The sequence below is a fragment of the Rugosimonospora africana genome, from assembly GCF_016862975.1.
Lineage (GTDB): Bacteria > Actinomycetota > Actinomycetes > Mycobacteriales > Micromonosporaceae > Rugosimonospora > Rugosimonospora africana.
Map to the genome: position 1 here is coordinate 114,423 of NZ_BONZ01000027.1, position 19,786 is coordinate 134,208.

The 19,786-nt window shown below is 73.0% G+C and carries 14 protein-coding genes; 8 read left to right on the forward strand and 6 right to left on the reverse strand.

Annotated features, from left to right (window positions below; all coding sequences use genetic code 11):
• Nucleotides 1–93: 93 nt before the first annotated feature.
• The 3 genes from Raf01_RS49535 to Raf01_RS14100 are packed head-to-tail and all read right to left on the reverse strand — an operon-like array spanning nucleotide 94 to nucleotide 3,613.
• Nucleotides 94–1,884, reverse strand: a complete 1,791-nt coding sequence (locus Raf01_RS49535; RefSeq protein WP_239133593.1) for a serine/threonine-protein kinase — start codon at nucleotides 1,882–1,884, stop codon at nucleotides 94–96.
• 20 nt (nucleotides 1,885–1,904) lie between these two features.
• Entirely contained in the window at nucleotides 1,905–2,756 is an 852-nt protein-coding gene (locus tag Raf01_RS14095; RefSeq protein WP_239133594.1) for a class F sortase, read from the reverse strand.
• Between the two features lie 5 nt (nucleotides 2,757–2,761).
• Nucleotides 2,762–3,613, reverse strand: a complete 852-nt coding sequence (locus tag Raf01_RS14100) for a DUF4397 domain-containing protein (RefSeq protein ID WP_239133595.1) — start codon at nucleotides 3,611–3,613, stop codon at nucleotides 2,762–2,764.
• 215 nt (nucleotides 3,614–3,828) lie between these two features.
• On the opposite strand from Raf01_RS14100, the gene Raf01_RS14105 reads away from it, so the two are divergent.
• A complete protein-coding gene (locus Raf01_RS14105) occupies nucleotides 3,829–4,650 on the forward strand; it encodes an RNA methyltransferase (RefSeq protein WP_203918297.1) in 822 nt (273 codons plus the stop codon).
• A gap of 462 nt (nucleotides 4,651–5,112) precedes the next feature.
• On the opposite strand, the gene Raf01_RS14110 is transcribed toward Raf01_RS14105, so the two are convergent.
• Nucleotides 5,113–5,685, reverse strand: coding sequence for a TIGR03086 family metal-binding protein (locus Raf01_RS14110; protein ID WP_203918298.1), 573 nt, complete (start codon nucleotides 5,683–5,685; stop codon nucleotides 5,113–5,115).
• A gap of 161 nt (nucleotides 5,686–5,846) precedes the next feature.
• Here Raf01_RS14110 and Raf01_RS14115 point away from each other — a divergent pair, with 161 nt between their 5' ends.
• Entirely contained in the window at nucleotides 5,847–6,059 is a 213-nt protein-coding gene (locus Raf01_RS14115) for an NfeD C-terminal domain-containing protein (protein WP_203918299.1), read from the forward strand.
• Nucleotides 6,060–6,070: 11 nt separating this feature from the next.
• Nucleotides 6,071–7,189: an SPFH domain-containing protein gene (locus Raf01_RS14120; RefSeq protein WP_203918300.1), complete on the forward strand. Its 1,119-nt coding sequence runs from the start codon at nucleotides 6,071–6,073 to the stop codon at nucleotides 7,187–7,189.
• A gap of 87 nt (nucleotides 7,190–7,276) precedes the next feature.
• Here Raf01_RS14120 and Raf01_RS14125 read toward each other — a convergent pair whose 3' ends face one another.
• Nucleotides 7,277–10,639, reverse strand: a complete 3,363-nt coding sequence (locus Raf01_RS14125) for a penicillin acylase family protein (protein ID WP_239133596.1) — start codon at nucleotides 10,637–10,639, stop codon at nucleotides 7,277–7,279.
• A gap of 236 nt (nucleotides 10,640–10,875) precedes the next feature.
• Between Raf01_RS14125 and Raf01_RS14130 the strand changes: the two genes are divergently transcribed.
• Together Raf01_RS14130 and Raf01_RS14135 are read left to right on the forward strand one after the other, a co-directional pair.
• Complete coding sequence (locus Raf01_RS14130) at nucleotides 10,876–12,996, forward strand: GAF and ANTAR domain-containing protein (RefSeq protein ID WP_203918301.1); 2,121 nt, start codon at nucleotides 10,876–10,878, stop codon at nucleotides 12,994–12,996.
• Between the two features lie 118 nt (nucleotides 12,997–13,114).
• Nucleotides 13,115–14,074, forward strand: coding sequence for an anti-sigma factor RsbA family regulatory protein (locus Raf01_RS14135; protein WP_203918302.1), 960 nt, complete (start codon nucleotides 13,115–13,117; stop codon nucleotides 14,072–14,074).
• Nucleotides 14,075–14,147: 73 nt separating this feature from the next.
• On the opposite strand, the gene Raf01_RS14140 is transcribed toward Raf01_RS14135, so the two are convergent.
• Entirely contained in the window at nucleotides 14,148–15,476 is a 1,329-nt protein-coding gene (locus tag Raf01_RS14140; protein WP_203918303.1) for an MFS transporter, read from the reverse strand.
• A gap of 213 nt (nucleotides 15,477–15,689) precedes the next feature.
• Between Raf01_RS14140 and Raf01_RS14145 the strand changes: the two genes are divergently transcribed.
• From Raf01_RS14145 to Raf01_RS14155, 3 genes are all read left to right on the forward strand, one after another.
• Nucleotides 15,690–15,947 carry a hypothetical protein gene (locus Raf01_RS14145; protein ID WP_239133597.1) on the forward strand — a complete coding sequence of 86 codons (258 nt, stop codon included), beginning with the start codon at nucleotides 15,690–15,692 and terminating at the stop codon, nucleotides 15,945–15,947.
• Nucleotides 15,914–18,667, forward strand: a complete 2,754-nt coding sequence (locus Raf01_RS14150) for an ATP-binding protein (RefSeq protein WP_239133598.1) — start codon at nucleotides 15,914–15,916, stop codon at nucleotides 18,665–18,667. Before Raf01_RS14145 ends, Raf01_RS14150 begins: the two co-directional genes overlap by 34 nt.
• A 253-nt stretch (nucleotides 18,668–18,920) precedes the next feature.
• Nucleotides 18,921–19,730, forward strand: coding sequence for a GNAT family N-acetyltransferase (locus Raf01_RS14155; protein ID WP_203918304.1), 810 nt, complete (start codon nucleotides 18,921–18,923; stop codon nucleotides 19,728–19,730).
• Nucleotides 19,731–19,786: the final 56 nt, after the last annotated feature.

Here is a 19,786-nt window from a genome sequence, read left to right on the forward strand (position 1 = left end):
GAAATTCTAACGGTTAGGTGGTCTAACTATCGGGTCGCGGAGATCCAGATCACTCCGCGTCAGGGCCGCGGTGCTGTTCAGGGGTGCCGGCGGTCAGACCGTGGCAGGCGTGAAGCTGGCGATGATCGCCCGGTACGGGTCCTGGTTGGGCTGCCAGTCGAACTGCCGGGTCCGCCAGGCGAGGACGTAGGCGTGCCCGGCGGAGACGATCACGCAGCGGGACAGGCCGTGCTGCGTGGTGCCGTCGGCGCCCCGGTAGGTGTACTCCCACTGGGCCGCGCCGTCGAAGTAGTACGGGACCGGAGTGATGCCCAGGTTCGTGTAACCGGCCGGCCTGCCGGAGGCCAGCAGCGCGGTCTCCGCCCGCCGCCAGTGCGCCACCGGGTCGCCGTCGGCGGTGAACGGCTCGACCGCCAGCACCCGGGTGTTGCCCGGCTCCCGGAAGCAGACACCGGCCGGCCCGGACGTCCTGGACCAGCCGACCGGCACCGAGATCCGGAAGCCGCTCGGGTCCAGGTACCACACGAAACCGGGCAGCAGCGCGTCCCAGCCCGGCCGCGGGGGCGTCGAGGACAGCGGCGTCCCCGAACCGGCCGCCGCGCAGGCCGCCGTACCCAGTACCGGATCGGCCGGCGGGGTGCCCGCCCGGGCGGCCACTGGCGGCTTCGACGGGTCGGCCGACCGGTCGCCGTACCGGTAGACCAGCAGCGCGCCGAGGAGCGCGACCAGCGCCACCACCAGGGCGGAGACGCTCAGCCACCCGCCCCGGCGGTGGGCCGGCCGCCAGGCCCACCGCGGCGGCCGGCGCACCAGCGCGCCGGTTGGCCCACCGGCGGTGCCGGCCGGGCCCAGGGCGGACGCGTCAGCCCAGGCGGGTCCCGCCGATCCGATGCCCGCCGACCCGAGCCTCGCCGATCTGATCCCCGCCGACCCGAGCCCCGCCGATCTGGGCCCCGCCGGCCCGGTCGAGGTGTGGTCCGGGTCCAGCCGTCCCGACGGGACCGGTGCCGTGGCGGCCCCCCGCCCCCGGCGCTGGCCCGGGATGCGCCGCCGTCCGGAAGCGGGCTGGGACATGACGCGCAGCAGTGCGCGTTGGGCCGCCGCCGGGCTCAGCCGGTCCTTCGGGTTGCGGCGCAGCAGTCCGGTCAGCACCGGCTTGAGCGTGCCGGCCCGTTGCGGCGGGTCGGGTAGCGCGGTGGCCAGGGCGGTGAGCGTGGCCATCGTGCTGGACCGGGCGTACGGCGAGCGGCCCTCGACCGCGGCGTACAGCGTGGCGCCCAGCGACCACAGGTCGGACTGCGGGGTCGAGGTGCCGTCGCGGGCCCGCTCCGGGGCCACGTACTGCGCCGAGCCGAGCACCAGCCCGGGCAGGGTCACCGCGCTCTCGGTGTCGTCGAAGGTGGCCAGCCCGAAGTCGGTGAGTACGACCCGCCCGTCGTCGCCGATCAGCACGTTGCCCGGCTTCACGTCACGGTGCAGTACGCCCGCCTGGTGCGCGGCGGTCAGCGCCGCCAGTACGGACAGCCCGATGCCGGCCACCTGTGTCGGGGACAGCGGACCACCGCTCGCGATGACCTCGTGCAGCGAGCGGGACGGGACGTACTCCATCACGATCCACGGCCACTCCTCGGTGTGCACCACGTCGTAGATCTTCACGACGTTCGGGTGGTTGAGCCGGGCCGCGGTACGGGCCTCCCGCAGGGTACGGAAGCGCAGTTCGGCACGGTCCAGATCGGACAGTCCGGCGGGCGGGACGACCTCCTTGATGGCCACGTCGCGGCCGAGCACCTCGTCGCGCGCCAGCCAGACCATGCCCATCCCGCCGGCGCCCAGCTGCTGATGCAGGCGGTAGCGACCGGCCACCAGGGTGTGCGCAGATGCCATCGCTTACCAACCCACGCCAGTCACGCCCCAACGGCGAACACCACGATGTTGTCCCGGTAGGACCCGCGCCTTCGATCAAACCCCCCACCGCAGGTAATCAACCGTAGCTGTGCGTCGGGCGTCGGACCGTACACCTTGGCACTCGGGAAGGCGTTTTTCGGATATTCGGCGACCGACACTGCCCGGAAGGATAGCCACTGACCTGCCCGTTCGACCTCGATCAGCGCCCCGACGCGCAGGTCGTCGAGCCGAAAGAACACCGCCGGACCCCGAGTGGAGTCGATGTGTCCGGCGATCACGGCCGGTCCGATGTCCCCCGGCCGGGTCCCGTCGGCGTACCAGCCGGCGTCCCCCCACGCCCGCGGCGCGGCCAGCGACCCGTCCGGCAGCAGGTGCAGCGTCTCCAGCGGCGCGTCGACGCCGATGCCCGGGATGCGGAGCCGCTCCGGTGCGGAGGTCGCCGGCAGGCCGGCCGCGACCGCGGTCGGCAGCACGCCGGGCCGGGCCCCGCCGGTCGGCGGTGGCCCGGCGGGTCCGTCGTCCGGTGGCGCGCCCGACGGCCCGCTCGCCGGGTCGGCGCCGTCCGGGCCAGCCGCGCGGGGCAGGGTGTCGCGAGCGGCGCAGCCGGAGCCGGGGCGGGACGGGAACGCGCACCCGCCGTGCGGCGCCGGGGGAGCGCAGGCGGAGCTCGATCGCGCGCCGGGCGGGCACTGCCCGCGATCGTCCGGGCCGGTGGCCGGCGCCGCGCCGGTGGTCTGCGGACCGGCGGGCAGGCTGACCAGCAGGGCGATGCCGAGGGCCGCGACCAGGGCCGCGCTGACCGGGTGGTCCCGGAGCCGGCTCGCCCGCCGGTCGGTGGCCCGCCGGTCCACGCGCCTCAACCCCGCACGAGACGGCGCCGGGCGGCGACCGCGAAACCGCCGGCCGCGACCAGCGCGCTCACGGCCAGGCCGACCGCCGGGAACGGCGGGTCGTGCCGCTGGGTACCGCCTCCGCCGGTGGCCACGCCGCCGGTGGGCACCCGGCCGCCGCCCAGGGCGTCGGCGCGCAGCTGCGAGGTCAGGCCGCCGCTCTTGCCGTCCAGCACGATCAGCGAGTACACGTTGCCGGCACCGAGCCGGGCGTGCAGGGTGCACGCCGGACCGCCACCGGTGCCCTGGGCCTCGATCGTCCACCCGCCCGGCGCGACCTCGCGGTAGTCGGTGGTGGTGGCGAACGCGATGTCGCCGGCGATGTTCTGGCCGCCGGATTCCCAGACGTTGAGCACGGGCGCGCGCAGCGATGCCTGGATGATGCGTACCTTCGACTTCCCGGCCGGCGGCAGGCTCAGGTCGTCGTCGATGACTTTCAGGCCCAGTGCCGCGTGCGTGCCGACCCCGGCGACCGTGTACGCCCGGCCGTCGGCCACGGTCACGTTGGTGGTCAGCACCGGCGGATCGGTGGCCGGGGCGCCGGCGGCGCGCATGGCCACCGCGTACGTGCCGGTCGGCACGGTCAGGTACGTGGACACCGTGCCGTACCCGACGCCGGGGAAGACCTGTGGCGACCCGCCCGACACCGAGCTCAGGTACACGTCGACGTCGGGGGTGTCCGGCGAGAGGTGCGCCAGCCGGACGTAGCCCACGGCACCCGCGGCGCCGGACGGGGTCGCGCCGAAGGCGAGGCCGAACACGAGAGACGACGTCAGGGCAAGGATGCCTAACCGGCGACGCCACACGGATGCTGACAAAGACGGTCTCCTCACGGGCTGGGGCGGGGCCGGCGGTGCGTCGCCGACTCTAGCCATGATCACTCCTGGAATGGGTCAAATGTCCGACTCTGTCAGGGAGGGTCCCTGACAACTTTGCGCAGCTCAGGCGGGCTCGAAATCGGCCGACGTCACTATAGGTGGTCGGAGGGTAGCGCCGTCGGACCCGCCGGAGTCGGCGTGCCATCATGGCGGTCATGGTCGCGACCGTCGTGCGGGTGGGCACCCGCAACGCCCGCTTCCAGCAATGGCAGGCGCTGCTCGGCAACCGCACCAAGCGGCAGCGGGCGGGCGAGTTCCTGGTCCAGGGGGTACGGCCGATCAGCCTCGCGGTGCGGTACGGCTGGCCGGTGCGCGCGTTGCTGTACGACGACCGGTCCGGCCTGTCCGCCTGGGCCACCGACCTGCTCGACCGGGTCGACGCGCAGCGGTTCGCTGTGCGCTCCGAGCTGCTCGCCGAGCTGGGCGACAAGGCCGAGGGGGCGCCCGAGCTGATCGCGGTCGTCGGCCTCCCGCCGGACGATCCGGCCCGGATACCGGCGCGGCCGGACCTGCTCGCGGTGGTCTTCGACCGGCCGGGCAGCCCGGGCAACATCGGCACCCTGATCCGGTCCGCCGACGCGTTCGGCGCGTCCGCGGTGATCGTCACCGGGCACGCGACCGACCCGTACGACCCGAAGGCCGTCCGGGCCAGCACCGGGTCGCTGTTCGCGTTGCCGGTCGTACGGCTGCCCAGCCACCGCCCGGTGCTGGACTGGGCCCAGGCGATGCGCGCCAGCGGCACGCCGCTCCGGCTGGTCGGGGCGGACGAGCGGGGCGAGACGCCGATCGCCGACCTGGACCTGACCGGGCCGACGGTGCTGGTGATCGGGAACGAGACGACCGGCCTGAGCGGCGCGTGGCGCGAGGCGTGCGACGACCTGATGAGCATCCCGATGTCGGGCGCGGCCAGCTCGCTCAACGCGGCGACCGCCGGGTCGATCGCGCTGTACGAGGCGGCCCGGCAGCGGCGCCGCTAGCGCTCCGGGGTGGCCCGGCAGCGATGCCGCGAGGGCTCCGGGGTGGCCCGGCAGGGACGCCGCGAGCGCTCCGGCGGCCCGGCGGAGCGCGCCGGCCCAAAATTAAGGCGGGCCGGCGTCCACGGGGGAAGACGTCGGCCCAGCGAGGGGAAGCATAGCCGCAAGAACGGGCCGTCGGCTAGCCCCCTCTGTGTACTTCGGCACAGTGATCGTGTTCAATAAATAGGTCGGCCGAACCACCGCGCCGGCTCCCGCGTCCTTCCGTTTGGCGGATAGGATTCCCCGGACCGCTCAGGCTCCGGCTACCGTATGACGGGCCGGCCGAAGACCCCCGCGGTCCCGCCGCGGCCCAGGGACGGAAGCCGCGTCGGGACCGCGGGCTTCGGCCCGGGGCGGCTGTCGGCGACATCGGCGCCGGCCCGGCAGCCGGCCGGCCGGGCCACAAATCACCAAATCACCGCATCAGTGGTGCGCCGGATCGCGGCCGTACGCGCCGATCAGTTGATCCTGCTCGTTGGCGCTTCCCGGCACCTCGGCCCGGGGGCCGATCGCGCCGCCCTGGCGGTACATGTCCTCGTGTTCGGCGAACCACTCGGCGACCGCGTGCACCGCGTCCGGGTCCAGGTGCCGGTCCGCTCCGATCGCCACGGCCAGGTCCCAGGAGTGCACGACGTGGTCGGCGAGCAGTTGGCGCAGGTACTCCTCGGCCGGGGCGTCGCCGAACGACAGGTGCACCGTGCGTCGCATCACCCCGGGACGGGTGACCACCGCCCGCGCCTGCCGGGCCGCGTCCGCGGCGCTGGCCCGCGGGTCGTCGCCGAGCAGGTCTCCGGAGAACCGGTCGCCGAGTTCCTCGATCGTGGCGCCGCCGAACAGTGGGACCGCCCAGCGCTCCTCGCCGATCACGTGGTTGACCAGCGCCCGTACGTCCCAGCCGGGGCAGGGCGTGGGCGACGCCCACTGGTCCGGCCGGACCTGCGCGACCCGGGCCTCGAAGCCGTCGATGCTGCGTTGGTAGAGCGCGGCCAGGTCCATGGGGTCACGGTAACTCCGGCCGCCGGGGGTGTCCGGGGTTCGCGGAGCCGCTGGGCCTACCGGCGCGTAACTGGTATTGCGGCCCCCGAGTACCTTGATCGGCGACGGCGCGACGAGGGAGGTCAAATCCGGTGGATGGGGTTGCCTCAGCCGTTGGCTGCGTGGGGGTGCTGACGGTCGCCACCCGTGGACCGGCCGGTCCGGGCGAGGTGCTGGTCAAGATCCGGGGCGGCTCGGAAACCTTCCTGGCGTGGTCGCCCACGCCGATCCCCAAGGGCGCTTCGGTGCTCGTCGTCGAATCTCGCGGTGCGCGGTCGCTGGGCGTCGTCCCCTGGTCCGGCTCCGGCACCCCTCCCTCCGACGTTCTCGAGTAGGAGAAACCAACGTGTTCGGTTATCGGGTGCCCGCACCCGACCAGGCGATGCTCATCTCTGGCGGCAAGTCCAGGAACCCCAACACCCCGTTCCGGGTGGTGACCGGTCATGGCAAGTTCGTCATGCCGGTCTTCCGCAAGGTCCGCTTCCTGACCCTGGCCATGTGCGAGGCCGAGGTCGCCGAGGCGTGCGTGACCAAGCAGGGCATCGCGTTGAACGTGCGGGCGGTCATCGCGTTCAAGGTCGGCAACGACGACGAGAGCATCGTCAACGCGGCCCAGCGCTTCCTGTCCGACCAGGACCAGATGTCGATCCTCACCGGGCGCATCTTCGCCGGCCACCTGCGATCGATCGTGGGCTCGATGACGGTCGAGGAGATCGTCACCGAGCGGCAGAAGCTGGCCACCGAGGTGCTCGACGGCTCCAAGGAAGAGATGGCCAAGATTGGGTTGAGCGTCGACTCGCTGCAGATCCAGTCGATCGACGACATGAAGCTCGGCTACATCGCCGCCATGGCGGCACCGCACAACGCCGCCATCCAGCGCCAGGCGCAGATCGCCCAGGCGCAGGCCAACCAGGTGGCGGCCGAGGCGGAGCAGGAGTCGAAGCGCAAGCAGGCCGAGTACACCCGGCAGACGTCGATCGTGCAGGCGCAGTACAAGGCCGAGGTCGACCGGGCGCAGGCGGTGGCGGCGCAGGCCGGTCCGCTCGCCGAGGCGCAGGCGCAGCGCGAGGTCATCGACGCGCAGACCGAGCTGGCCCAGCGCGAGGCTCAGTTGCGCCAGCAGCAACTGGTCGCCGAGGTCATCAAGCCGGCCGAGGCCGAGGCCGAGCGGGTCCGGGTGCTGGCCCAGGCGGACGCCGAGAAGATGAAGGTCCAGGCCGAGGCGGCCGCGTCGAACAACCGGGTCGCCCTGGACCGCATGCTCATCGACCAGCTGCCGCAGATCGTCAAGGAGGCGGCGCGCGGCCTGTCCGGCGCGAACGTCAACATCCTCAACGGCGCCGACGGGCTGGGCGAGATGGCGGCCGGTCTGGTCGGCCAGGGCATGGCGATCCTCGACTCGGTCAAGAAGGGCATCGCGCCGGCCGACGTGCCGCGCGAGCCCCGCGAGGCGGTCGAGAAGTAACCGTGCGGGAGAAGTAACCGCGACCAGCCGGAGCGGCCCGGCGCCCGAGTTCCCGGGCGCCGGGCCGCTCCGTTCAGGAGGGCGTGGTCAGCGCGGGTACGCCTCGAACTCGTACAGCGAGTAGCCGTAGGAGCTGCCTCGGGCGGTTCCGGTCATCCGGACGTACCGTGCGGTGGTCGCCGCGAACGTGTCGTTGTCGGTACCGCCGTTGCCGGTGGTCGTGGACCAGACCGTCCGCCAGGTGCTGCCGTCGCTGGACACCTCGACGCGGTATCCCGTGGCATAGGCGTTCTCCCAGCGCAGGATCACCCGGCCGACCGACTGCGCCGACCCCAGGTCCACGCTGATCCACTGGTTGTCGCTCCAGTTGCTGGACCATCGGCTGGTCGGGTCGCCGTCGGTGGCCTTGCCCGGCGTGTAGCCGGTCAGCAACTGGGTACTCGACGCGCTGGCCGGGCGCCCGGCGGCCAGGTTGGCGATGGCGTTGCCGCGGTGTGCCGGGAACGACACCACCTGCTGGTACGTCGGGCGGTTCTGCCAGCCGATCGGGGAGTCGGTGATCCCGCCCAGCGGGGACTGGACAATGCTGTCCGCGCACCACTGGTCGCCCGCGGAGCAGATGTCGTCGCCCGGGTACACCTGGCTGGCCGGCTGCGCCGCCGCCTGGTCCACAGTGGACAGCAGGGTGGCCCGGCAGGTGGCGAGGTTCCCGCCGCCGCAGTACGTCTGGGTGAGCGGGCCGGCGACCGCCTGGCCGAGTACCGAGCGGAGGTCCTTGCTCACGTAACCCCACCAGCCGTACTGGAACGAGGATCCCTTGTGCGGCTGGGATTCGTTGGCCGACGCCGGTACGCCGGACGCGGTGCCCTGCTGGCCGCCCGACGGCGACTCGTTGACCTGCATCGCGTTCACCAACGAGCCGTAGAGCGGATCGCCGAGCCCGGACCGGAACTCACCGGACACCAGCAGCGGCCACCACGCGTCGAAGATGCGGATCGCGTCGGCGTACTGGTAGGTGTGGCTGCCCGGCGAGGATTCGATCCGGTGCGCCCCGGCCGCGTACCACTGCTGGAGCGCGGCCACCGCGGGATCGCTGGTCGGCTGGCTGGTCAGTACCCGCAGCAGCAGGCCGAGGTCCTCCTTGGCCCGCAGGTCGACGTTCGCCGCGTCCTCCATCACCTTGACCGCGTCCGACCGGCTCAGCTTGTGGCCGCCGGCCAGCGCCGCCTTGACCCCGTCGTCGAGCAGCTTCGCGCGCTGCACCGGTCCGAAGCTGAAGTTGCCGTCGGCCGCGCTGTAGTCCTTGGCCTGCTTGTTGTTCCAGCTGACGTAGTAGTCCTGGTTCACCGACTGGGGATGGGCCGAGGCGGGCAGGTAGGTGGCGGTGTTGCTGTCCGCGTTCCAGCCGGCCCACTCGTGCGCCGCGTCCGCCACGACCGGGAGGTTCGGGTCGGTGCTTCCCGCCCGCACCGGGTTGAGTCCTGAGTCGTAGTAGGCGTTCTGGGTCGAGTTGACGTAGAACCAGTTGAACGCGTACCCGACGTTGGCGGCGGCCGCCTGGAAGCCGGCGGCGTCGCTCATCGCCGACGGGTCGTCGAACATCTGGAAGCCGATCGCCGAGTCGGCCTCGTGCCGGTAGGTCGAGCGCAGCGAGGCGAACACCGTCGGTACCCCGTTCACCGTCCCGCGCCACGACACCAGCCCGTACTTCGTCCGGTAGGTCACCAGCGTGTAGGAGCCGGACGGGGTCTCGTCGGCCAGGGTCGGCTTCCACGAGTCGGACTGCGCCAGCCGGTCCATCGCCAGGCACTGGCCGTGGTAGAGGTAGTAGTTCGAGTTCAGGGTCGCCGCGCCGGACGGGTCGCACAGCGGCACCGCGTACGTGTCGGTCATGTCCTGCTCCGCCGACGTGGCGCTCCACGCGTAGTCCTGCCCGCGGCCGAGCTGTACGTAGAGGTTCAGCCCGGCGAACGCCGCGCCGCGTGCGCTGATCCCGGGGCCCTGCAACTCCTCCAGCATCAGCAACTGCGGGGAGAAGTACCCGGTCTGCGGACCGAACACGGCGATCGGGTGGCCGGTCGCCGAATCGGCCGCGGAGATGACCACCGCGTTGGACATGCCCTGGTGGGTCTGGCCGATGGTCAGGCCGGGCAGGACACCGCCCGCCGGCGCCGGCGCGGTCCCGTTCGACGCCGAGGACGTCCCGCCTCCGGCCGAGCCGGACGGGTCGGTCACCACCGGCACCGGTGAGGCGCTGCCCCGGTCCGGCAGCACGACGCCGGTCGCGCCGGCCGGCGCCTGTCCGTACGGGAAACTCTGTCCATTGTGGAGTGTGAGTACCGTCTCGGGGTCGTTCTGCTCGCGGAACGCCTGCCACACCTGGTCGCCGAGCGCAGGTCCGTACTTCGCCCGGGCCTCCACCCGTACCAGCGCGGACTGCATCTCGGCACCGCCCCCGCCGCCGAACAGGCCGCCGACCACCCCGGCGATCGCGATCAGGTCGGTCGGCGTGAACGGCTGCGGGCCGCCCGCGTTGGTGATCGCGTCCAGGTGACCGGTCAGCACGTACTCGCCGGGGCAGTTGACCGGCCGGGCCGACATGCAGTGCGCGATGTACCCGTTGATGCCGGCCAGGTAGTCGGTCATGTCGGTGTAGAGCTGGGCGCCCCGGGCGCCCTCGGCGCGCAGGGTGTCCACCTGGGCCGCCAGGTCCGCCTCGGTGTACGGCGAGTTGCGCCAGACGCTCTGCTCCAGCGCCTGGTTGCCCGGTGAGCCCCCGGCGAACGAGGTCAGCGTGCCGCGGCCGACGTGGCGCAGCAGGTCCATGACGAACAGCCGGTCCTCGGCACCGGCGTATCCGGCGCCGTACATGGTGCCCGCCCGGGTGGTGCCGGTGACGTGCGGTACGCCGGTGGCCTTGTCTCGCACGATGGTCACGTCCGAGCGCGGGGACTCGGTCGACTCGACCTGGCCGGCCGGTACGCCGAACGAGCTGTCGTTGTAGAACTGGCCGATCTGCTCGTCGGTCAGGCCGGTGTAGCTGTTCAGCAGGTTGGCGTACGCGTCGAGCTGGTCGGCGGAGTGCGCCGGCCGGGTACCCAGCGCCTGGTGCGCGAGGATGTCGGCGAGCGTGGCGTTGCCGTTCTCGCCGGGCGGCAGGATGTCGTTGCACTGGTCCAGGCAGTAGTCGTTCGCGACCAGCACGCTGGCCGAGGCCGGCCGGGCGGACAGGAACGGCGCGGTCAGGACCACCGCGCCGGTGGCGATCCCGGCGACGGCGGCGCGTAACAGTCGGCTGCGTAACGGGTGGGCGCTCAACGGGTGGGCGCTCGGTTTGTGGGTGCCTACCGGGCGAGCGCCCAGCAGGCGGGTTGGTAGCAAGCGGCGGGTGAACCGGTGGGGCGCCGAGAGCGCCAGGCTCATCGCGCGCACGACGTGACGACGCGGCATGGCTGCGGTTCCCTTCAGGCGGGCCGGGGCGTGCGCCGCGCCCGACCAGGATGTGAATGGGGTTCGCATACCGGATGGTAAGTTCTCACGGATCGACGGTGCCGAATGTCGAGGTTTGATTCACATGGTGCAGATGACGGCAAACGGGACGAGCTGTCGACGGCCACCGGGCGACCCCGACATTTCGCGACCTAGGTGACTGGCGCCGGCAAACCCGGAAGTGCGATTGTCGTGCGGTGGAGAGCGCAGCCGATCTCGAACTCGACAATGCGGACACCGGTGCGCCGGCCGCGGCCGGCGCCGCGTCGCAGGCCGGTGGCATGCCGGCGGGCACGGGCGCGCCCGCCGGGAAGGGCGCACAGGCCGCGAAGAACACCCCGGCCGGCAAGGCCGCTCCGGCTGCCCGGAGCGCTTCGGCTGCCGAGAGCGCCCCGGCTGAGAAGAGCGGCGCGGCTGAGAAGAGCGCCCCGGCTGCCCAGAGCGCCGGGACGGTCAGGGGCGCGGCGGCCAAGAGCGGCGCGGGCGGCCGGAGAGGGCCGGCTGCCGGGGCCGCCCAGCCCGCCAGACCAGCCCAGACCGCCAGACCCGCCCAGACCGCCAGGACCGCACAGACAGCCAGGAACGCCCAGACCGGCAGGAATGCCCCGGCCGGTCGGGGCACGCCGGGCGAGACCGCGTCGGCGGTCGAGGGCGACGCCGCGCTGAGCTGGGCCGCACGGGTGCAGCGGCTGGAGGCCGAGTTGGCCGGACTGCGCCGGGCGATGCGCGGCCGGGCGCTGATCGAGCAGGCCAAGGGGCTGCTCGCCGGTACCCTCGACTGCACGCCGGACGCCGCGTTCGAGCACCTCTCCCGGCTGTCCCAGCACGAGAACCGCCGGCTGGTCGAGGTGGCGGCCCGGATCATGGGTACCGCCGTCCCCGCCGGCCTCGACGATCCCGAGCCGGAACCGGCGGGCGAGGCGACCGCGTTCGAGCCGACCGTGTACGTCAACGCCGCCCCGGAATCCGACGATCCGGCCGCCGCGGCGTCGGTCGGCGGGTCGGGCCTGTCCGCCGAGGCCCGGGTCCGGCTGCAGATCGTGTCCACCGCCGTGCAATCCGCCCAGACCGTCAGCGAGCTGGCCGAGCGGCTGCTCTCCGAGGGCGTCGCGTCGCTTGAGGCGGACGCGGTGCTCATCTACGTCGCCGAACCGGACGGGGCGCTGCGGATGGCCAGCTGCGCCGGGCTGCCGGCCCAGGTGGCCAGCGACTGGCAGCGGATCCCGTCGGCGGTACCCACCGTGCTCGGCGAGGCGATCTCCACCGGAGCGCCGCTCTGGTTCACCGCCCGGGACAGGCACGGGTACCTGCTGGTCGGCGACGGCGCCGCCCGGGCCGCCCTGCCGCTGCGCAACGCCGGGCGCACGTTCGGCTGCCTGGAACCGATCTGGGCGCAGCCGCGCGAGTTCTCCCCGGCCGATCGAGCCTACCTGGAGGCTCTGGCCGCCGCGGTCGCCAAGCGGATCTGGCAGCTCGACCGGCTGGCCGCCGATGTGTTGGCCGCCCCCGGCCACTGGTTGCAGTCCGCGGTGGACGCCATCGCGGCCCCGACCCTGCTGCTGTCGCCGGTTCGCGACGACAGCGGGACGGTCACCGACTTCACCATCGACTTCGCGTCGTCCCAGTCCGGGCAGCCCTACGACCAGGAGCCGGCCGATCTGGTCGGCGCCCGGCTCCTGGACGTGCGCCCCACCCTGGCCATGGCCGGCGTCTTCGACGCGTTCCGGCAGGTGTTGCTGACCGGTACGCCGTGGCAGCGGGCCGCGCAGACCGAGACGATCCTGGTACGCGGCCGGCCCCGGCAGGTGCTGATCAGCCACTCCGCCGCCCGGCTCGGCGACGGACTGCTGGCCAGCTGGCAGGTGCACGACGCCGAGGCGGAACTGGCCCGCGTGGCCGTCGTCGAGGAGTTGGGCAGGCTCGGGTACGGCGAGTGGGACCTGGGTACCGGGCAGCTGCGCTGGTCGGCCGGCCTGTACCGGATCTTCGACCGGAGCCCGTCGCGGGGGCCGCTGTCGCTGGACGAGGTCCCCGCGCACGTGGTTCCGGAGGACCTTCCGGAGCTGGAGCGGGAGCTCCGCGCGCTGGTCGCCGGGCGGGAACCGGGGGAGATCCGGTTCCGGATCGGCACCCGGACCGGCCCCAAGACCCTGCGGGTGCTCATCCGGCCCAGCTACGACGCGGGCGGCGAGCTGACCGTGGTGCACGCGGTCGCGCAGGACGTGACCGAGCTCGCGCTGCGGGCCGATACCGCCCGCCGGGACCAGCACGCCGCGGCCATGCGGCGGGTGCACCGGGGCGGTCGCCCAGGCGCCTGAGGCGCCCGGACGGCTGGCCGGCGGGCTGGAGAGGGTACCGGTGACGGCCGGTCGCGCGGTTGGCGGCGCCGGCCGGGCGTATCGTCACCGTGACGCGGAGGGGGACGGACGCCGGGGGATGAGCGCGGACACCGTACGGGATGAGGACCACCAGGTCGGCACGCCCGTGGGCCTGGCCCACGAGGCGCTGCTCTATCGCGGTACCGACGAACTCGTCGCCGCGATCGTGCCGGTTGTCCGGGACGCCCTGGCGGCCGGTGAACCCGTGCTCGTCGCCATGCCCGGGCCCAACCTGGACCTGCTGGCCGCGGCCCTGGGCGACGCGGCGGACGGGCTCCGCCTGGTCGACATGGCCGAGGCCGGCCGCAACCCGGGCCGGATCATCCCCTGGATACTGCACGCGTTCATCCAGGAGCACGCCGGACGGCGGGTCCGGATCGTCGGCGAGCCGGTCTGGGCGGGCCGCACCGACGAGGAGTACCCGGCGTGCGCGCAGCACGAGGCGCTGGTCAACGTGACGCTCGCCGGCTGCGCGGCGGCCATCGTCTGCCTGTACGACGTGTCGGGTCTGGCCCCGCACGTCCTGACCGATGCGAAGCGCACGCACCCGGTGATGCTCGGCGAGGGCCGGCGCTGGTCCAGCCCCGACTACCGGCCGGAGACCGTGGTCGGCGCGTACAACCAGCCGCTGCCTGACGTGCCGTCCAGCGCCGACGCGGTGGACTTCGACGGCACCGGGCTGGCCGGCCTGCGCGACCTGGTCGCCGACCACGCGCGGCGCGCGGGGATGATCGAGCGTCGGGTGGTCGACTTCCAACTCGCGGTGAACGAACTGGTCAGCAACGCGGTGCTGCACGGAGCCGGTGGCGGCACGCTGTGGATCTGGACGGTGGCCGGAGCCGTGGCCTGCGAGGTGCGCGACCGGGGCCGGGCGGTGGTGCCGCTGGCCGGTCGGGTGCCGCCGGGCCCGGGCAGCGTCCGCGGCCGGGGGCTGGTGCTGGTGAACTACGTCAGCGACCTGGTCCGCATCCACACCCAGCCGGACGGCACCGCGATCAGGCTCTACATGCGCTTCTGACGCCGGATTCCTTCTGACGCCGGCTGCGCTTCATGGCGCCTGCGTCGGCGCCGGACGCGCGTATGGCGCCGGGTCAAGCCGTCGTCTCGTCCACGTCCGCGGGCGCCGCCGGCCGCTGCGCGGGGACTGCCGGGCCTCCGGCGCCGGCCAGTTCGACGCCGCTGGTCCGCGCGGTACCGAACCGTATGCCCCGGGCTTCGCCGCCGAGCGCGGTGAGTACCGCGACCGCGACCAGTACCGGGATCACGGTGGCCGCCAGCGCGAACGGGTACCCGTGGCTGGCCGCCAGGGACTGCTGGATCGGCAGGTTGAACGCGGCCAGGCAGTTGCCCAGTTGGTACGTCACGCCGGGATAGAAGCCCCGGATCTCGTCCGGGCTCAACTCGGTCAGGTGCGCCGGGATGACGCCCCACGCGCCCTGCACCATGATCTGCATCAGGAACGAGCCGAGGCACAGCATGCCGGCGCTGGTCGAGTACGCGAAGATCGGCAGGATCGGCAACCCGAGCACGGCACAGATGACGATCATGCGCCGGCGGCCGAACCGCTGAGACAGGGCGCCGACGGTGGTACCGCCGATGATCGCGCCAACGTTGTAGATGACCGCGATCCAGGTGGCCGTCGTCGCGGACAGGCCGATGCCCTCCTTGAGGAACGTCGGGTACACGTCCTGAGTGCCGTGACTCATCCAGTTGAACGCCGTCATCAGCAGGACGAGGAACACGAAGCGGCGGAGGATCACCGGGTTGAGCAGCACCTGCCGCATGCCGGTGCGGGTGCGTTCCTGCCGCTGCCGGGCCGCCTCCCACACCTCCGACTCGCGTACCCGGCTGCGCACGTACAGGCTGATCAGCGCCGGGATGATGGAGAGCCCGAACAGCCAGCGCCAGGACAGGCCGCCGACCGAGTGCACCAGCAGGAACGCCACCGAGGCGAGCAGGTACCCGATCGAGTACCCCTCCTGCAGGATCCCGGAGAACAGCCCCCGCCGGTTCGCCGGGATCTTCTCCATGGCAAGGGCAGCGCCCAGGCCCCATTCGCCGCCCATGCCCACGCCGTAGAGCAGCCGCAGGATCAGAAGCACGGTGAAGTTCGGCGCGAACGCGCACGCGAAGCCGACGATCGAGTAGAACGTCACGTCGACCATCAGCGGCCTGCGCCGCCCGACCCGGTCCGCCCACAGCCCGAACAGCAGGGCGCCCACCGGCCGCATGAGCAGCGTGGCCGTGGTCAGGAACGCCATCCGGGTCAGCGGTACGCCGAAGTCCTTGGCGATGTCGGCATAGACCAGCACGACGATGAAGTAGTCGAACGCGTCCATCGACCAACCCAGCAGGGCCGCGAAAAACGCGTTGCGCTGGTCGGCGTCGAGCCGATCGCGAGGGGCGGCGACAGCAGACATGATCTCGTGTCTCCAGAGATCAAAAATCTTAAACCTGTCTCGGCGTATCCGAGTCCGCGAGTTCGCCCAGGACCGGCCCTAGGCATACCTAGTCCGCCCCTGGCCTCTGGCCGAGCCGGCTAGGTACTGCGCGCCGCCGAAGATAGGTAATCGGTCCCGATGGCTGCGGTCCCTTACCACGCGAGTATGGAACCACGCCGGAAACAGATCGGCGTGAGGAAGCCGGAAGCGACCGGCACGACGAAGGAGACCGAAATGTTCACCCACCCGGACCTGCTGCTCGCTCAGCAGAAGCAGCATCAGCGCGACCTGATCACGCAGGCCGCCGAGTACCGGCTGCTGGCCGCCGCCCGCCGTTCGCGGCGGGCGCGCCGCGGCGCCAGTGACGCGGGTATCACGCCCGTGGTACGCGGCCGACCAGCCGGTAACCTTGCTCCGTGCGGACCACACGCGGCGGCGTCAGCCCGATGATGATCGGGCGAGATCACGAACTGCGCCAGTTGACGCGGCTCGTGACGACGCCCCGTCCGCACGTCGCGATCGTGGCGGGCGAGGCGGGCATCGGTAAGACCCGGCTCATCCAGGAGCTGCTGGCGACCCTCCCGCCGGAAGCCGTGGTGCTGACCGGGCAGGCCGAGCCCGGCTCGCTCGCCCGCCCCTATGAGGTGCTGCTGGACGCGATCGACGCGGCCGACGAGGACCGGGTCGACAGCATCGCGCTGGCGGCGCTGACCGATCCGGCCCGCAGCCCGGTCGAGCGGCTGCACGCCGGGCTGCTGATCCTCGCCGGCCTGGTCGGCGACGCGCCGGCGGTGATCGTCTTCGAAGACCTGCACTGGGCCGACTCGGAGAGCGCCGCGCTGTTCGAGCGGCTCGCCGACCAGCCCGGCCAGCGGTTGCTGATCGGCACGTACCGGCCCGACGAGGTCACCAACCGTCAACCGATCGCCGCGCTGCTGGGCCGGTTGGAGCGCCGGCACGCGGTGGTGAACGTGCGGCTCGGGCGGTTGACCGAGGCACAGACCGCGGCGCTGCTGGCCGCCGCGACCGGGCGTCCGGCGCCGTACCGGACGGTCGCCGCGCTGCACCAGCGCACCGGCGGAAACCCGTTCTTCCTCGAGGAGCTGCTGCGCGGATATGCCGGGGAGGACCTGGAGACGCTCTGCGAGCGGCCGCTGCCCTGGAGCCTGGCCGAGGTGCTGCGCCGGCAGGTCGACGACCTCGGGCCGGACAGCCGCCGGATCGTCGAGGCAGCCGCCATCCTCGGCTACCGGGTGCCGTTCGACCTGCTCGCCGCCGTGACCTCAGCCGGCGAGGACGAGCTGATCGGCGTCCTGCGCGAGCTGGTCACCCGGGGTGTCCTGGTGGAGTCCGGCGAGGACGAGTTCAGCTTCCGGCACGCGCTGGTCCGGGAAGCCCTGGCCGAGCAGATGCTGGGCCGGCAGCGCCGCCGGCTGCACGAGTCGGCGCTGGAGGCACTGCTGGCGGCCGGCGGATCCGACCCGGCAATGGTCGCGTACCACGCCCGGCGGGCCGGCCGGTACGACGACATGGTGGTCGCGGCCCGCCGCGGCAGCGCGCTGTACCTGGCCATCGGCTCGGCGTACCAGGCGCTCCAGCTGGCCGAGATGGGGCTGGAGGAGGTCGGCGAGGACGCCGAGCTGCTGGGTGCGGCGGCCCGGGCGGCCTGGCTGGTCGGCCTGCTGGACGACGCCGTCGGGTACGCCCGCCGGTGGCGCGACCGCGCGCCGACCACGGACGAGCGCGCCGACGCGCTGTACCTGATGATCCGGCTGGCCTGGGAGACCGACGACCTCGACGAGATGCGGGCGCTGACCGACGAGATGCAGCAGCTGATCACCGAGCTTCCGCCCGGCCCGAAGCAGGCGCTGGCGATGACCGCGGTAGCCCAGTCGACCATGCTGCGCGGTGAGCCGGACGAGAGCCTGGCCTGGTCGCAACGCGCGCTGGAGCTGGCCGAGCGGCTGGACCTGCCGAACATGCGGCTGGCCGCGCTGGTGGAGAAGGGCTCGGTGCTCGTCGACTGCCTGGAGACCGCGGAAGAGGGCCGGGCGATGCTGACCGGGCTGGTCGACGAGGCGGAGAAGCTGGGCGAGTGGGTACTGGCCGCGCGGGCGCTGAACAACCTCGTCCAGGGGGTACCGACCGCCGAGTCCACCGAGCACGCCGAGTTGCTCGAGCGGATGCGCGTCGACGCCGAGCGGGCCGGGTTCGAGTCGCTGGCCGTGGCGGCCTACTTCCAGGGCCGTGCCCGGCTGGCGGTCCGCGAGGGCCGGCTCGACGCGGCGATGGCCGCGCTGGAGCAGGGGCAGGCGCGGGACCGGGGATATCTGCGATGGGGCCAGCGCAGCGGGTTCCACGCGGTGTTCCTCGCCGGACTGAGCCTGGAGGCCGGTGAGCTGAACCGGGTCGAGGAGATCGTGGCCGAGCTGCGTGCCGCGGCGGCGCGCGGCGACCGCAGCGCCGGGCTGGTGGTCCCGGGCATCGCGCTGCACCTCGCCGCCCGGCGTGGTGACCTGGCCACCGCCGACGGGCTGGTCGACGAGCTGATCGCGGCGATGAACGACTCACCGTGGCGCAGCCAGTCGCAGGCACACGACCTGGTCTCCGCCGGACTGCACGTGGGCCTGCCGCTCTCCCGGATCGCCGAGATCGCGCACAACCTGCTCGGCCCGGACATCTGGGACGACTACCGGATCCTGGTCGACGCCCAGCTGGCCGAGGCACGGGGCGAGCACGAGGCCGCGCTGGCCGGCTACCTCCGGGTGGCCGGGTCGCCGGTGCCGCCGCCGTCGGTACGCGGGACCGCCGAGTTGGGAGCGGCCAGCTGCCTGCTCGCGCTCGACCGGCCCGGGCCGGCCGGCGAGCACGTGACGAACGCGGGTGCCCTGCTGGCCCACTGGAGCGGCTGGCGGGTCGAGCAACTGGACGCACTGCGCGCCCGGCTCGGCCTCGAGCCGGCGGACGGCCAGCGTACGGTGACCGGCACCGGCGCGCTGACGCCGCGCGAGCGCGAGGTGGCGCTGCTGATCGCCGACGGGCTCACCAACGCGGAGCTGGCCCGCAGGCTCTACATCTCGCCGAAGACCGCAGCCGTGCACGTCTCCAACATCCTGCGCAAGCTCGGCGTGTCCTCGCGCACCGAGGTGGAGGGCGCGGTCCGGCGCTGAGTTGGTCCGGGGCCGAGTGAAAAGCGGTTGCCCGCCAGTGCCGCGTCCGGCAGCCTGGCTGTCGCACCGGTGTGACGACACTGCCGCGCCTGCATGACGAACTGTCGCACCGGCATCACGACACCTTCGAGAGGGCTGAGGCCACCCCGCAGTCAGGCGAGCCGCCCCGGCGGTCGCCCGATCCCCACCGACCACGGTGGTTGGCGGCTGCCCAGCTCCTCTTTTACCTCTCTCACGAAGGTGTCTGTCTACAATGGACAATTTCACGTCCCTGCCGGCCGCTCGGCCGGTCTCCGAGCCGGCCGCCGGGCCGGCCTCCGATCTGGTGGCCGGCTACATCCGGGCGTCGTTCGGCCGCCGTTCGAACGAGCGGATCGGCCCGTTCCTGGCAAGCTTCGATCGCTACAGCGCGAACCCTGGGCGCAACTACGCGGTACCCGACGACGGCGCCCGGCCGCTGCCGGACGACGTGGCGGCCCTGGTCGACACGTTTGTCCACCGTGGACGGATTCCGCGGTTGGAGTACGTGCCGCAGTCCGCTCCACGGGTGGAGGCCGCCCTGCGTACCGCCGGCTTCACGGTCGAGGGTCGGGTACCGGTGCTGGTGAGCCGGCCCGGATCCCTGCCCGACCGGCCCGCCCCCGAGGGCGTCACCCTCACGCTCGCCGCACGCGACGCCGAACTGCTGGACGCCGCGCGCGTGCAGCACGACGCGTACGGCGAGCCGGAGCCCCCGGGCGAGGGCGACCTGTCCCGGCTCCGGGCGACGGTCCGGCGGGGCGGCCTGGTGGTCGTCGCCCGGGACGCGGCGACCGGCGAGGCCGTGGGCAGCGGCCTGTGCAACGGACCGGTCGGCGGGGTCGACGAACTGGCGGCGGTCGGCGTCCGGGAACCGTACCGGCGGCGAGGCATCGCTGGGGCCATGGCGGTGTATCTGGCTCAGGAGAGCCACCGGCGCGGCGTCCGGCTGGTGTGGCTGGAGGCCGAGCCGCGCGAGGAGCGGATCTACCGCGCTGCCGGGTTCGTCGACGCGGCCGAGAAGATCTGGCTGTCGCTGCGCTGAGGGCGGGCCGGCCGGGCCGGGCGGGCCGGCCGGCCGCGTTCACATAGGGGAACGGC

Coding starts and splice junctions, on each gene's coding strand:
- Raf01_RS49535 (WP_239133593.1), bottom strand. CDS start 1,884: ATGGCATCTGCGCACACCCTGGTGGCCGGTCGCTACCGCCTGCATCAG.
- Raf01_RS14105 (WP_203918297.1), top strand. CDS start 3,829: ATGGTCGCGACCGTCGTGCGGGTGGGCACCCGCAACGCCCGCTTCCAG.
- Raf01_RS14110 (WP_203918298.1), bottom strand. CDS start 5,685: ATGGACCTGGCCGCGCTCTACCAACGCAGCATCGACGGCTTCGAGGCC.
- Raf01_RS14125 (WP_239133596.1), bottom strand. CDS start 10,639: ATGCCGCGTCGTCACGTCGTGCGCGCGATGAGCCTGGCGCTCTCGGCG.
- Raf01_RS14135 (WP_203918302.1), top strand. CDS start 13,115: ATGAGCGCGGACACCGTACGGGATGAGGACCACCAGGTCGGCACGCCC.
- Raf01_RS14140 (WP_203918303.1), bottom strand. CDS start 15,476: ATGTCTGCTGTCGCCGCCCCTCGCGATCGGCTCGACGCCGACCAGCGC.
- Raf01_RS14155 (WP_203918304.1), top strand. CDS start 18,921: ATGGACAATTTCACGTCCCTGCCGGCCGCTCGGCCGGTCTCCGAGCCG.